Below are 13,317 nucleotides of genomic sequence, written 5' to 3'. Positions count from 1 at the left end.
ATTAATCTCTCCTTTAATTTTTTAGAATTGGTTTGTCTATTCTATGAAAATAAAGGAGACATCTTCGGTGGTTGTTCCGGTGGGGCATTCATCCATTGACTTCGCAACATATGATGTCTCGACACCAGTATGTAACGTAAATCTTGTCCTCCTGACGATCCTATCATATTAACAGCAGTCCACACGGTCGTATCATGGGAAAAGGATCGATCTTTCCCCGATTTGCTTCCGGCTTTTTGAGACGAATATGAAAAAGTGATCCCGTCTTTGACTGGCTGTGGAGTAGGTAATCGTTCAGGGGATGGGACAGGCTTTTGAACAGGTCTTTTATGGACATTTGCTTTAGTTGACGGTGCTTCCTTCTTGTTACTAGAAGGATTTTCCTTGTGACTTGTTGAGTCGTTCTGTTTCACTTCTCTCTCTATATGCTCTACCGATGGAGAAAGTGATGGACTGTCAGATGGAACTTCTTCCTTAACAGGGAGTTCTGGATCAACCTTCTCCTCTATGTGCTTATCCATGTTAGGTTGCTTTTCTTTATCGGCCTTTGCATGGTCAGGGGGATTCCCTCTGTCGTCACGCTTTTTCTCAGAAGCCTCTCCACTTTTGCCCTTATGAACAGAATTCTCTGATCGATCAGCATTCGAGTGATCAGGGGCCTTAGACGTCGGTTCAGGCGGCTTAGTTTGAGACTTAGGTTTAGAATCAGCCTTTGAATCAACTGATGGTTCAGCGCCCTTGTCTTTCTTATTCTTTTGTTTCGTATTGGGCGTTTCTCGTTTCTGTTCAACCGTCTCTTTTTTCTCTTCTGCTTTTGAGTGATCAGGTGCTTTTCCATTTGATGCGAAAACGGTAAATGGCATAAGGATGATCGTGCAAATCAGAAAAGTGCACATCATAAGCGTGCGGAATTTCAATGGGTTTACCTCCCTTCGCGCGTATCCTATTCTTTTATACTATTAAGAATAATGACGAAATTTGTGACCGTTTTCTTTTCATTTTTTCAAATGATGACCTTTGAACTATCCTCCGTCCATTTCGTGTAAAAAACCTCTCAGCAGAAGCTGAGAGGTTTTGGAGCACTATGCATTTGATGTTGCTTCACGTGTCTGATAGTGATCATTCGTAGTCAGTAACGTAGCCACAATCAGAACAATGACAGCTACGGGTACAGCTACAACGACACTATTGACTTCAAATGGTTTTTGCAGAATGACTTCCCACGTCAAGGTTGTGACGACACCTGCAACCATCGAAGATATTCCTCCGATCGAGTTGACTCGTTTCCAGAAGAAAACAGCTAGTAATGCTGGAGTCAAGCCTGCACCGTATACGGTATAGGCATACATCTGCACACTTAGTACTGTAGGGAAGTAGCTAATGATCAAGAACGCGAAGAGCCCCAAGGCTACGATAAAGATCCTAGTCATCGATAGTAATTTCTTATCCGAAGCTTCTTCGTTCATATACTTCCCGTACAAGTCGTACGTTAGGTTAGTGGCAGCGGACAGTAAATAAGAGTTCCCTGTCGTAATGATGAATGATGCTGCTGCGGCTAGTAGGATACCACCGACTGCTACAGGCATCGCTACAGTTGTCGCCATTAACGCCATACCCGGATCGATGTTCGGGAACAGCGACCTTGAAGCAAACGCAATAATAGAAATAGATGGCGAAATAAATAGCATCGCAATCAACCAACCAAGCTGTGCACGCTTAGCCGACTTATCCCCTTTAGAAGACGCCAAACGTTGATACATATTCTGGTCACCTAGTAGTAAGAAAAGCGAAGGAAGTAAGTAACCGATCATTTGAATCGTCGTCAGTCCACCCGTTGCGCTCATATGTGTCTCAGGGACATTCGCGACGATTTCACTCCATCCACCAGCAATGAAAATAATCGTCGGAACCGTCACAATCAATCCGCCGACCATCAGGAAACCGCTGATCGCATCTGTTTGGGATACAGAACGAAGTCCCCCAATCATCGCAAGGAAGATAATCATAATAGCACCAATCAACGTTCCGGTTTGAACGGTCATGCCTGTAGTAAGATTCAATATAAAACCGAAACCTTTCATTTGATAAGAAACGATACCTACATAAGCAAGAATGATAATAACACTCGCAATGTTCCGGGATGTTCGACCATATTTCGCTTCCAAAATTCCTGATACAGTAAATTTACCGTACGCACGGATTTTCGGTGCGACCACATATAATACGATAATACCGACTAACGTTGGGAGCATCATCATCAATGATGGAAGAATTCCGTAACTGAATGCCATCGAAGTTTCTCCACCTGATATACTTCCACTACCTGTCCATGTTGCGAGTAACGTTCCCATCAACACGAATGGTCCTAAACTTTTACCAGCTAGTACAAAGTCTTCACTACCCGCTACTTTCTTCGACATGAATATCCCAATACCTACCATAATGATTCCATAAATAGCTATAAACCACAAAAGAGTTGGATCTTGTGTCAGTTCCATGACTTTTAAATCAGCTCCTAAAAATATGCTAGTTCATCTTGATGAGTATTCTTATCCACCGGCCGATGTGATAAATCGCTCTCATTTGCGACGCTATTTAACGTAACACAAAATGAAAACTTGTAAAAATCCTCTCCATACAGGGATTTAGGGGGATATTTTCAAACTTTTTTATACAAGGGTATTTTTTCCACCTCTACTTATTGTTATGGTTTCACTACTTCTAGAAATTGAGTATTTTTTTAGAAATTTCTATAAAATTTCATTTATTCCCTGTTCATTGAGACAGAAAATAAGTCTAAATACCCACAATAAAAAAGAGTGATCGCCTTTTATAAGACGACCACTCTTTTCTCAAATCATAGATTTCATTCGGTTTTTCACGACATTTTCTACTAACCGCTTTCCATCGTTCGTGCCAATAGATTCCGGGTGAAATTGTACTCCCTCTATCGGCAATTCTGTATGACGGATTCCCATAATTTCACCATTTACGGTTGCTGCCGTCACTTCAAAGCATTCTGGCAGTCCTTTCAAATCCACAATCAACGAATGATACCGCATCGCTTCCATAGGGTTGGGTAGTCCCTCGTAGATGCCACTTGAATCATGAAACACATTGGAAGATTTACCATGCATCAAGTATTCAGCCCGGATGACATGACCTCCAAACACCTGTGCAATTGCTTGATGTCCTAGGCACACTCCAAATATAGGCTTCTTCTCTTTGTACTTTTCAATGACTTCTAACGTCTTCCCTGTTTCATCTGGAGAACAAGGACCCGGAGATAGAAAAATCAAATCCGGATCTAATTGTTCCAGCTCTTCAAAATCTATCTCGTCATTTCTTCTTACGACGACTTCTTGACCCATCTCGCCCAAATACTGCACGAGATTGTAGGTGAAGCTATCATAATGATCGATCATATAGATCAACTCAGCTCAGCTCCTCTACTCTTTATCCTTTTACCAACCGTCTGATTTCCTCTGAAAACTCCTCTAGGACATCGCTTGTTTGTCCGCTTTCTATTTTGTCTAAACTACTCTCTATGATTCTCACAATTTTACTACCAATGATGACTCCGTCAGCATGTTCATTGACCAGTTGGACGTGCTCGTAACTTGATATACCGAAACCGACAGCGACCGGCACTGAACTATGCTCTTTTACTTTTTCAATAAATTGCAGGGCTTCCGCTGTCATCTGGTTGCGTTCCCCTGTGACGCCGAGCGTTGAAACACAATATAAGAAGCCTCTCGCATGCTCAGCGATTTGCTTCACACGCTTATCAGAATTTGGTGCCACTAAAGAAATAAATTCGATCTCTTTCTGTAAAGCAAGGTCGCGAATCTCTTCACTTTCCTCGTAAGGAAGATCAGGAATCAAGACTCCCTCTACTCCATTCTCTTCAAGCAGATCGAAGAACTCCTCATGGCCAATTCTTAAGACTGGATTGTAATAGGTGAAGATGACCACCGGTATTTCTAAACCACGCTTACGCAATTCTGGAACAAGTTGAATAGCTTTGCGCAAGCTCATTCCTGCGTTCAATGCTCTTTTGGCTGCACGTTGAATCGTAGGCCCATCCGCCAATGGATCAGAGTAAGGGACTCCGAGCTCTAAGATGTCTGCTCCTTGTTCTTGCAGGCGCAATGCGTACTCAATGGTCAGTTCAGGACTCGGATCTCCCGCGACGATGAATGGGATAAACAAGTTTTCGGTTTTCGTTAATTTGCCTTGAAAGGCTTGTTTAGTCAGCATGGTCGACCTCCTCCTGAAAATGTTCCATTAATGTAGCCATGTCTTTATCGCCACGACCAGACAGGTTGATTAAGATGGTCTCTTCGGAAGACATCTCTTGCGCTTCCTTAAAGGCTTGAGCTAAGGCATGTGCCGTTTCGATCGCGGGAATGATGCCTTCTTTTTCAGTCAATAATTTCAGAGCATCCAAGGCTTCTTGGTCAGTAATCGATTCATAACGGACTCTTCTTGTTTTAAACAAGTGCGCATGCTCTGGCCCGATCCCTGGATAATCCAGCCCTGCTGAAATCGAATAAGGTTCTGTGATTTGTCCATTATCATCCTGCATCAAATACGTAAGAGATCCATGAATGACACCAGGTGTGCCTTTGGTTAATGTCGCTGCATGCTCAGGTGTATCGACACCTTTACCAGCCGCTTCGACTCCAATTAATTCGGCGTCGTCCTCAAGGAATGGATAAAACATGCCCATCGCATTACTGCCTCCGCCTACGCAAGCGTAGATACGATCTGGAACAGCGTGTTCCACAGCAGAAAATTGCTGTTTGGACTCATCACCGATGACACGCTGGAAGTTTCGTACCATTCCAGGATACGGATGAGGACCCACCACGGAACCGATTAAATAGAAGTGGTCTTCACAATTGGCGACCCAATATCGGATCGCTTCGTTCGTTGCATCTTTCAACGTCCCATTTCCGCTTGAAACAGAAATGACTTCAGCACCTAATAACTTCATTCTGAACACATTCAGTTCTTGGCGCCTAATGTCTTCTTCTCCCATGAAGACTTTACATTCAAGACCGAACTTCGCTGCCACTGTTGCAGAAGCCACTCCGTGTTGTCCAGCCCCCGTTTCTGCAATGATCTTTTTCTTACCCATTCGTTTGGCTAACAAGGCTTGACCAATGGCATTGTTCAGTTTGTGCGCCCCCGTATGGTTCAAATCTTCTCGCTTCAGATAGATTTTCGCGCCACCTAAGTGTTCAGTCATTTTATCTGCAAAGGTCAACGCCGTAGGTCTTCCTGCATATTCCTGCAAGACATAATGGTATTCATCGAGGAATGACTGATCTTCCATCGCCTCATCTAACGCCTCTTCTAATTCTTGTAAAGGACCCATCAGGGTTTCTGGGACATATTTTCCGCCAAAGTCTCCAAAGCGACCTTTTACATCAGGAAATACTTGCAACATTGCGCTCCACCTCTTTCATAATCGATTGAATCTTACCGATATCTTTCTGTTCATTTGTTTCTGATCCACTAGATAAGTCAATTCCGTCAGGTGCATAACGGAGTAATTCCGAGATGTTATCCGGGTTGACGCCGCCTGCTATAAGAAAAGGGACCCCCTGTTCTTCGGCCAATGCTTTATACGATGGAATCGATCCCCAGTCGAACTGCACCCCTGTACCACCATGAGCACCTTTTACTTTGGAGTCGATGACATACCCGTCTGCGACACCTTGAAATAGGTGCATTTGTGCTGGGCCATCTTCCTGGTGATGAATCACCTTCCACACAGGCAAGCCTGTCGCCTCTTTTACTTTTAACAAGTGGGAGACCGTTTCGCTACCGTGCAATTGGATGACGTCTAATGGAACAAAGTGGAGAACTTCTTCTAATTCACTGATCGTCGGGTTGACAAATACACCGACGAGTTTCTGATTAGGCCTCATTTTTTTAATCCAACGTCCGACTTGTTCGGGTCTCACATATCTCTTCGTTCGATTCACAAAAATGAACCCAAGATGAGTAGCGTTAGATGAAGATGTTTTGGCAACATCAGATAGCGATCGATTGCCACAAAGTTTTACAATCGGCTCTTTCATGACTCACCCACCCCATTCATCAATCGTTGTACTCCTTCAACAATCTGATTTTGTCTCATCAGTGATTCTCCTACTAAGATGGCCTTTGCTCCATATTCGACAACATCCTGTACGTCCTCATAATTGACAATTCCACTTTCAGATACAAGCAATGATTCTTCAGGTACAAGAGATGCCATACGTTCTGTTTGGGAGAGCTTCGTTTCAAACGTATGAAGGTTCCGGTTGTTAACACCTACAATTCGGGGCGTGAATTCATTCAGTACACGATCCAACGTTTCTTCACTATGCACTTCGACAAGTGCTTCCATTCCTAAATCATAAGCTTGATTATAAAGTTCATGAAGTTGTCTTGCTTCCAACGCTTCGCCGATAAGCAGAATCGCATCTGCTCCGATATAGGCACTTTCCACGACTTGGACAGGATCGATGATGAAGTCTTTTCTAAGGATAGGAACATCGACATTTTGCTTGATTGTCGTCAAAAAATCACGATGCCCCTGAAAGAAATGTTGATCGGTCAGTACAGAAATGGCCTGCACGCCTGCCTGATTGTAGTCCGCAGCAATTTGAGTTGGGTTGAAATCTTCACGGATGATTCCTTTTGATGGTGATGCTTTCTTCACTTCCGCGATAAGACCTGCTATATAAGGAGATTCGAGAAGGGAATCACGCAAAGATCGTCGTGTCGTTTGTTGTTCTTCTGGCAAATAGAGTTGCTGAAGTTCTTGTTTTTTTACGGCTAAAATGGTTTCAAGCATACTGGCGATTCTCCTTTTCTTCGGCAATGGAATGGTAGTAGTTTTCTACGACGCGTTTCTCAATCGCACACTGAACTTGCTTCACCCCTTCTTTAAGGGTCTCCACTTTACCGGCTACGTACAACCCTGCAGCAGCGTTCATCGTAACGATTGTCATGGCGCTCTCATTGGCTTTACCTTTAATGACGTCTGCAATGATTGTAGCACTTTCTTCTTTTGTTTCAATTTGGATGTCTTCTAGTGATCCTCGATTCAACCCAAGCTCTTCAGGGGTAACCGTGAATCTTTGAATCTCACCATCTTTCAACTCTACCAGGTCTGTGACCCCCGTCACGGTGATTTCATCCATTCCATCTCGTCCTGTAGCCAAGAGTACATGCTTCGATCCTAGTTGATGTAAGGCCTCTGCCATTTTCTCAGCATAAGCGGTATCATAGATTCCGATCAGCTGGCGCTTTGCATTCGCCGGGTTAGACATAGGGCCTAGTAGGTTGAAGACCGTTCTGAACCCAAGTTCTTGCCTAGCAGGACCTGCGTGTTTCATCGCTTGATGGTAAAGCGGAGCGAATAGGAACGTCATCCCTTTCTCCCGTAAAGCTCGCGCTCCCTGTTCAGGAGTCGTATCAATGGGAATGCCTAGCGCTTCTAATACATCAGCACTGCCACTGGTTGATGAGACTTTACGATTACCGTGTTTTGCGACTTTGACACCCATACCGGCAAGAACGATGGAAACGGCGGTAGATATATTAAACGTTGACGCCCCATCTCCTCCAGTACCGCATGTATCGACAAGGTCGTCATCCTCTGTTTCGAGTTTTGTCATATTCTCTCTCATGGCACGGACAAACCCAGTCATTTCCTCAACTGTTTCTCCCCGGAACCTTAGTACACTCAACATACTCATCAGTTGTCCTTGGGATGTTTCTCCGTTCATGATGGCATTCATAGCTTTGAACGCTTCCTCTTCACTTAATGTGACGCCTTCGACGACTTTACTCAATAAATTTTTCATTTCGTCTCCGCTCCTTCTCTACTCGTCTCAAAAATCTGCTCAGCTAATTCAATCGTCTGTTTCAATGCACTCGCCTTATTCAAGGTTTCCTGATACTCAGCTTCCGGGTCTGAATCGGCAACGACACCAGCCCCTGCCTGTATATAGAGGTCTCGGCCGACTAGAGTCATTGTACGAATCGTGATACACGAATCAATATTTCCATCAAACCCCAAATACAAGATCCCCCCACCATATAAATTCCTTGGCGTAGGCTCCAGCTCACGTAGAATTTGCATAGCCCTCACTTTCGGAGCACCCGAAAGTGTCCCGGCTGGAAAAGCTGAAATGAGCGCATCGATCGGGGATATGTCGTCACGTAATTGACCGGTTACTTTACTAATGATATGCATCACTTTCGCGAAGCGACCTATCGTCATATATTCCGGCACTTCGACTGTTCCGAACTTCGCAACGCGCCCGATATCGTTCCTGGCTAAATCGACTAACATGCGATGCTCCGCAATTTCCTTTTCATCAGAAATCAAGTCTTCAGCTAGTGCTTCATCCTCTTCAGAGGAAACACCACGCTTTCTCGTCCCTGCAATCGGGTGAATCTCAAGCCTGCCTTCCTGTACTTCCAGCAATCGCTCTGGAGAACTTCCGATTACTTCTACCCCATCAAATTTCAGGTAGAACATATACGGGGATGGATTCACGTTTCTTAATACACGGTACAACTCAAATCCATTGCGTTCAGTTACCGTATGAAAGCGTTGAGATAAAACAGCTTGAAAAACATCTCCCGCTCGAATATATTCTTTTATCCTTTCAACATCTTCTTTGAAGTTCTCTTTCTCATAATTACTAGTGAACGTCAACGACTCACTCCGTCCCTCTTCACCGGTCAACATTAAGTCCGGAAGGTTCGCTTTCGTTTTTAATAGGTGCTGCACTTGATTGATCCGTGCTTTAGATTGATCATATACGCTTCTCGCTTCATCGGGATCATTTAACCGGGCAAATGAAAGAATGGTTGTCTCTTTCGTTTTGTGATGATAAGCGATGAGCGTCTGACAAAACAATAAGTGGTAGTTCGATAGGTTTTGGTCATCTTCTTTTGGTCTAGGAACTGGCTCATAATCGGAAATCGCATCATAACTGATATAGCCCACTCCTCCACCTTTAAACGGGAGAGGTACGTCAGCTTGCTTGACGTTAAGTGTACTTACTACAGACTCAAATGCTTGCTTGAACGTTGATGTAAAGGATTCCGTTTTTTCATGAAAGTCTGAAACGACGAACTGATTGTTTCTCTCTTTGATTTCAAGCATCGGATCGAGACCGATGAAAGAATAATTCGACCAAGGGGACTCTGGATCTTGGCTTTCTAACATATACACTGCTTCATCTTGCAAGGCATGAAACATGTGAATAGGTGTTAATGTATCAGTATAAAAGGATTGTGTTACGGGAATTGTTTGATGCTCGGCGGCATCTTTCATAAAAGTTTCAAATGTGGTCATTGGCTCACCTCTCCATAAGTGTATGGAGAATGAGACGTTGAGGAGAAGAAATGGGGATGATCAATTAAATGGTTTGGCCAGGCGATGAGGATACATTTATCCCTACCCTAAGCTCTCTCAACTCTACTCATCCTTGTTAAAACCTCAACTCTACTCTTCTCATTCTCATCTCGTCTAATGCAATCTAATCTAAATACTTTCTAACAGTCTATAAAATTCAGACAATAATGTCAACAGCTCTGTTTTCCGCATGATGATCTTAGGAAAACTTAAGTATTGGGCAGTTATCTGAAACACTTGGACTAGAGATATTTTGCTCATTCTCTCACAAAAGAGTCTGAAGAGAAGGATCTAAATTCGGACATTTATCCAAACGTTCAGGACAAGAGATACACGATTTCAGACATCCTCATGCTTAATCCGGACAAGCAATCTTCTATATCGGACATTTGCTCAGCCTATTCGGACAAAGCAGACTTCCCCTCTCCTTCCTTCCATAGGAGCAAATATTTGTCACCTTCCTCGTTTGGATATATGCTGATAGTATGTAAAAACATTAACGAAGGAGACGATCTACTAATGAAACCAACTGCACTCATCACAGGAGCATCAGGTGGCATCGGATATGAATTCGCCCATCTGTTCGCGAAAGCTGGGTACAAATTAATCATCGTCGCAAGATCAGAAGATAAACTTATTCAACTACAAGAAGAGTTGAAAGATCACACGGTTACTGTCATTCCTCAGGATTTATCCGAGCCTGGTGCTGCTGAAGTCTTGTACCAGAAAGTGAAAGACTTAGAACTTACCGTTGAGGTGCTCGTCAATAACGCCGGGTTCGGTTTGAATGGAACGTTCGGTGAACTTCCACTTCTTGACCAACAAAAAATGCTCCAAGTCAACATCAACGCCCTCACAGAATTGACCCATTTATTCTTAGAAGATATTCAAGCTGCTCCGCTATATGACATTCCGAAAGGTGTTTTAAATATTGCCAGCACGGCTGCCTTCCAACCAGGACCGAAAATGGCTGTCTACTATGCATCCAAAGCGTATGTCCTCTCCTTCACCGAAGCTCTTGTGGAAGAATACAAAGGTACGGGGATTACCTTCAGCACGCTATGCCCTGGTGCTACAGATACAAATTTCTTTAAAACGGCAAATGCTGAGCACACGAAACTTGTCAAGACAACCATGTCTCCGGAAGCCGTTGCCAAGGCCGGATTCGTCGGTTTCGTCAAAGGAAAGCGTGTCATCGTCCCTGGTGGAGCTAACCAGTCCCTAGCCTATGCATCAAAGCTCATGCCTAGATCGGTTTCAGCTAAATTAGCACACTATGTTGACCAATAATCTTCACTGCCCCCTCTTGAACCTTAAGAGGGGGTTCTTTTTTATGTATTAATCCTTTTATGTAATTACTTGGGAATACAAGCATAAAAAACACCTTTTAAGTGCTCATATGAGGTATAGATTTCCCAAGCAGGCAATTCGCTTCAACCTCTCGATTTCCACACGGTTGATGTATTATAATGGAAATACAGGTCACAAGTCATAGGTGGGGAACCTTTTGAAAACATATCAACAAGTCTATCAACTCTTGATTAAAGAATTCGAAGACGGTTTAAGGCGTCCACTTCATAAGAAAGAGAAGGAATTGATTGCTTTCATAAGCGAGAAGCATGTCAAAGAGAACAATCATTAGATAAACTCCATAGGCAACAGAAAACCCGAAGCGAGAGCCGCTCCGGGTCGTTCCTTACATTTCTTCTGCTGCTTTTCGGAAACCGTAAAAAGCCCGGTACCCGCGACTCTCATAGTAGCCTTGAGATTCTTGATTCGCAATCATTTCGACCCTCGTACTCGGGTAACACTCATGTGCTGTACGGACCAAGTGTTCCGCGACACCTTTATTACGGTACTCCTCTTTGACCAACAGTTCACATACATACAGCGTTACGGTTCCATCCGTCAATCCTCGTAGAAAACCTATGATCTCATCTCCATCAACCGCAATAAGAGCAGGCTCTGAATTCAACCAAGAGCATAGTGTTTCTTCATTTTTTTCTACGAGATTATTCCATCCTTCCTGTTTGTTCAACTCTTGAACCGTTTGAAAATCATTTTCCTGAAATGAACGTACTTGAATGGCTTCCATGCTTGTACCTTCCTTCTCGTTGATTTTCCCTCAATCATTTCACCGGTCAATTTTTATCTATAATTTATCGTCTCTACAGAATAATACGAATAAGATTGAAAATCGTTTCACTTTTTTTATAAAATTCAATAAATTTTTCTCGTGAAGCATAATCTGCTAAACTATGATGAGGATCATCCGCAAGGAGTGAAAGAAAAATATGAAAAAGATCTTCGCATTAATAGGCTTTTTGTTATTAGTCGGTTGTTCTTCTCAAGACCTCGGCATGACCGACTTGAAAGAGACCTATCAAGAATCGTTTGCCAATCCGATTGAATCGCTTTCTGAGGAGCAACAATCAACGATTGGACTTCCTAAAGATATTCCGTTCAGTTTATCATCTGTCGGTGCCACAACCGAAGATAACCAAGTGCAAATCGAATATCAGTCCGATTCATCCGAACGGTTGCTCGTCACAACGATCTTTCAACCCGGTAATATACTGCAGGATTTAGAACAGCAACTGAATTTGAATTCAGGGGCTGTAGCCGGGGCTGAGGAGCGAAACGACTCCTTTTATATGGAGTGGTACAATGGCGATCAAGATGTCATCTATCAAGTTGAATACTTCAGTTCAGAAGAAGATCGAGCAGAGCAAACCCTGAACATCGCGAATTCAATCTAAGCGAAGAGGCCGTCATCTATTGACGGCCTCTTTTCTATCTCTTCCATTGATCGGTAAGTGATGAATCAATACTACGAACATGTAAATCTCGTTGTGGGAATGGAATCTCGACTTGATGTTTTCGGAAACTCGCATCAATCCTGAAATTCAATTCACTCTTAATCCGAATGACATGTGTCGGATCGGAAATCCAAACAAACAATTCAAAGTTCAACGATGAATCGCCAAACTCTTTAAAGTAAACAAAGGGTTCTGGTACCGAGCGAACCGTCGGCGAAACACCAGCCTCATCCTCCGCCACTTGAAGCAATAGCCTTTTCACTAATTGGACGTCACTTCCATAAGCGACCCCCACTGGTATGACTAGCCTCATAACTTTATCGCTATATGATCGGTTGATGACATGCTCTTCAAGGAAATATGAGTTCGGCACGATAATATGTTCATTATCCAACGTTTTGATTACCGTTGCCCGCATGTTGATCCGTTGTACGTCCCCGATAATGTCGTTGACGATTACCCGATCGCCGACTTTGATAGGTCGTTCGAAAAGAAGGATGATTCCCGAAATGAAGTTTGATGCAATGTTCTGCATTCCAAAACCGATTCCTACACCGACAATCCCGGCAAAGACTGTCAGAGCGCTTAATTCAAATCCAACCGTCGATAAACTGATGATCACCGCGAGTACCATAATGATATAATGGAAGGCTTTGTCGAAAGTGAATTGAACTCCTTGATCTAATTCGTAGCGCTTGTAGACACCAGGAAAAATATATCCTCTTACAAGACTAGAAATTCTGCTGGTCAACAAAATGATGAGCACAGCGATGAGAATAAGAAACACTGACACGGGCTCTGATCCTATTGAGAAAAGTGGTTGAAACATCCATTCTGAACTCCTGAAATGAAACAGTGTGTACACAAGCAGACCATACAGGGTCAACCAGTTGACAATACTCTTCGCAATTGGAACTACTTTTGCTCTTTTCCCCTCTTTCCTGGACCACCGCTTGAACACCGCCATCACCAACCATCTCACCACCAATATGGTGACAAAAACGATGGCAAAGGTAATCAAAGAGTTTCCCAAGATTCCATAATCAAACATAGCGTTCCCCTTCC

Annotated in this window: 14 protein-coding genes; 3 read left to right on the top strand and 11 right to left on the bottom strand. The window is 43.3% G+C overall.

The window, feature by feature from the left end; translation table 11 throughout:
• Nucleotides 1-41 precede the first annotated feature (41 nt).
• The 9 genes from H0266_RS16510 to trpE form a co-directional block, all read right to left on the bottom strand.
• The gene (locus tag H0266_RS16510) at nucleotides 42-899 is read right to left on the bottom strand and encodes a hypothetical protein (protein WP_181473520.1); all 858 of its coding nucleotides are present in this window, start codon (nucleotides 897-899) and stop codon (nucleotides 42-44) included.
• 183 nt (nucleotides 900-1,082) lie between these two features.
• Nucleotides 1,083-2,498, bottom strand: coding sequence for a sodium:solute symporter family protein (locus H0266_RS16505; protein WP_181473519.1), 1,416 nt, complete (start codon nucleotides 2,496-2,498; stop codon nucleotides 1,083-1,085).
• 354 nt (nucleotides 2,499-2,852) lie between these two features.
• The gene (locus H0266_RS16500) at nucleotides 2,853-3,434 is read right to left on the bottom strand and encodes an anthranilate synthase component II (RefSeq protein ID WP_181473518.1); all 582 of its coding nucleotides are present in this window, start codon (nucleotides 3,432-3,434) and stop codon (nucleotides 2,853-2,855) included.
• Nucleotides 3,435-3,456: 22 nt separating this feature from the next.
• Nucleotides 3,457-4,260, bottom strand: a complete 804-nt coding sequence (gene trpA, locus H0266_RS16495; RefSeq protein ID WP_181473517.1) for a tryptophan synthase subunit alpha — start codon at nucleotides 4,258-4,260, stop codon at nucleotides 3,457-3,459.
• Nucleotides 4,250-5,455, bottom strand: a complete 1,206-nt coding sequence (gene trpB, locus H0266_RS16490; protein WP_425484317.1) for a tryptophan synthase subunit beta — start codon at nucleotides 5,453-5,455, stop codon at nucleotides 4,250-4,252. Before trpB ends, trpA begins: the two co-directional genes overlap by 11 nt.
• Nucleotides 5,436-6,092 carry a phosphoribosylanthranilate isomerase gene (locus H0266_RS16485; protein WP_181473516.1) on the bottom strand — a complete coding sequence of 219 codons (657 nt, stop codon included), beginning with the start codon at nucleotides 6,090-6,092 and terminating at the stop codon, nucleotides 5,436-5,438. The genes trpB and H0266_RS16485 overlap by 20 nt, the downstream gene beginning before the upstream one ends.
• The gene (trpC, locus tag H0266_RS16480) at nucleotides 6,089-6,853 is read right to left on the bottom strand and encodes an indole-3-glycerol phosphate synthase TrpC (protein WP_181473515.1); all 765 of its coding nucleotides are present in this window, start codon (nucleotides 6,851-6,853) and stop codon (nucleotides 6,089-6,091) included. The genes H0266_RS16485 and trpC overlap by 4 nt, the downstream gene beginning before the upstream one ends.
• Nucleotides 6,846-7,868, bottom strand: coding sequence for an anthranilate phosphoribosyltransferase (trpD, locus tag H0266_RS16475; RefSeq protein WP_181473514.1), 1,023 nt, complete (start codon nucleotides 7,866-7,868; stop codon nucleotides 6,846-6,848). The genes trpC and trpD overlap by 8 nt, the downstream gene beginning before the upstream one ends.
• On the bottom strand, nucleotides 7,865-9,373 hold the full coding sequence (gene trpE, locus H0266_RS16470) for an anthranilate synthase component I (RefSeq protein ID WP_181473513.1): 1,509 nt from the start codon (nucleotides 9,371-9,373) through the stop codon (nucleotides 7,865-7,867). Before trpE ends, trpD begins: the two co-directional genes overlap by 4 nt.
• 579 nt (nucleotides 9,374-9,952) lie before the next feature.
• Between trpE and H0266_RS16465 the strand changes: the two genes are divergently transcribed.
• Both H0266_RS16465 and H0266_RS19660 read left to right on the top strand, forming a co-directional pair.
• On the top strand, nucleotides 9,953-10,723 hold the full coding sequence (locus tag H0266_RS16465) for an SDR family NAD(P)-dependent oxidoreductase (protein ID WP_181473512.1): 771 nt from the start codon (nucleotides 9,953-9,955) through the stop codon (nucleotides 10,721-10,723).
• Nucleotides 10,724-10,940: 217 nt separating this feature from the next.
• Nucleotides 10,941-11,075, top strand: coding sequence for a hypothetical protein (locus H0266_RS19660; RefSeq protein WP_281374358.1), 135 nt, complete (start codon nucleotides 10,941-10,943; stop codon nucleotides 11,073-11,075).
• A 54-nt stretch (nucleotides 11,076-11,129) separates the two neighbouring features.
• Here the strand turns inward: H0266_RS19660 and H0266_RS16460 are convergent, their stop codons facing one another.
• Nucleotides 11,130-11,528 carry a GNAT family N-acetyltransferase gene (locus H0266_RS16460; protein ID WP_181473511.1) on the bottom strand — a complete coding sequence of 133 codons (399 nt, stop codon included), beginning with the start codon at nucleotides 11,526-11,528 and terminating at the stop codon, nucleotides 11,130-11,132.
• 199 nt (nucleotides 11,529-11,727) lie between these two features.
• Between H0266_RS16460 and H0266_RS16455 the strand changes: the two genes are divergently transcribed.
• Entirely contained in the window at nucleotides 11,728-12,192 is a 465-nt protein-coding gene (locus H0266_RS16455) for a hypothetical protein (protein WP_181473510.1), read from the top strand.
• 34 nt (nucleotides 12,193-12,226) lie between these two features.
• On the opposite strand, the gene H0266_RS16450 is transcribed toward H0266_RS16455, so the two are convergent.
• The gene (locus H0266_RS16450; RefSeq protein WP_181473509.1) at nucleotides 12,227-13,303 is read right to left on the bottom strand and encodes a mechanosensitive ion channel family protein; all 1,077 of its coding nucleotides are present in this window, start codon (nucleotides 13,301-13,303) and stop codon (nucleotides 12,227-12,229) included.
• Between the last annotated feature and the right edge of the window lie 14 nt (nucleotides 13,304-13,317).

Origin of the sequence: Halobacillus locisalis, from assembly GCF_013694105.1 — a bacterium.
Lineage (GTDB): Bacteria > Bacillota > Bacilli > Bacillales > Halobacillaceae > Halobacillus > Halobacillus locisalis.
The sequence above is the reverse complement of the archived record's forward strand: the minus strand, read 5'-3'. Positions and strand labels throughout refer to the sequence as shown.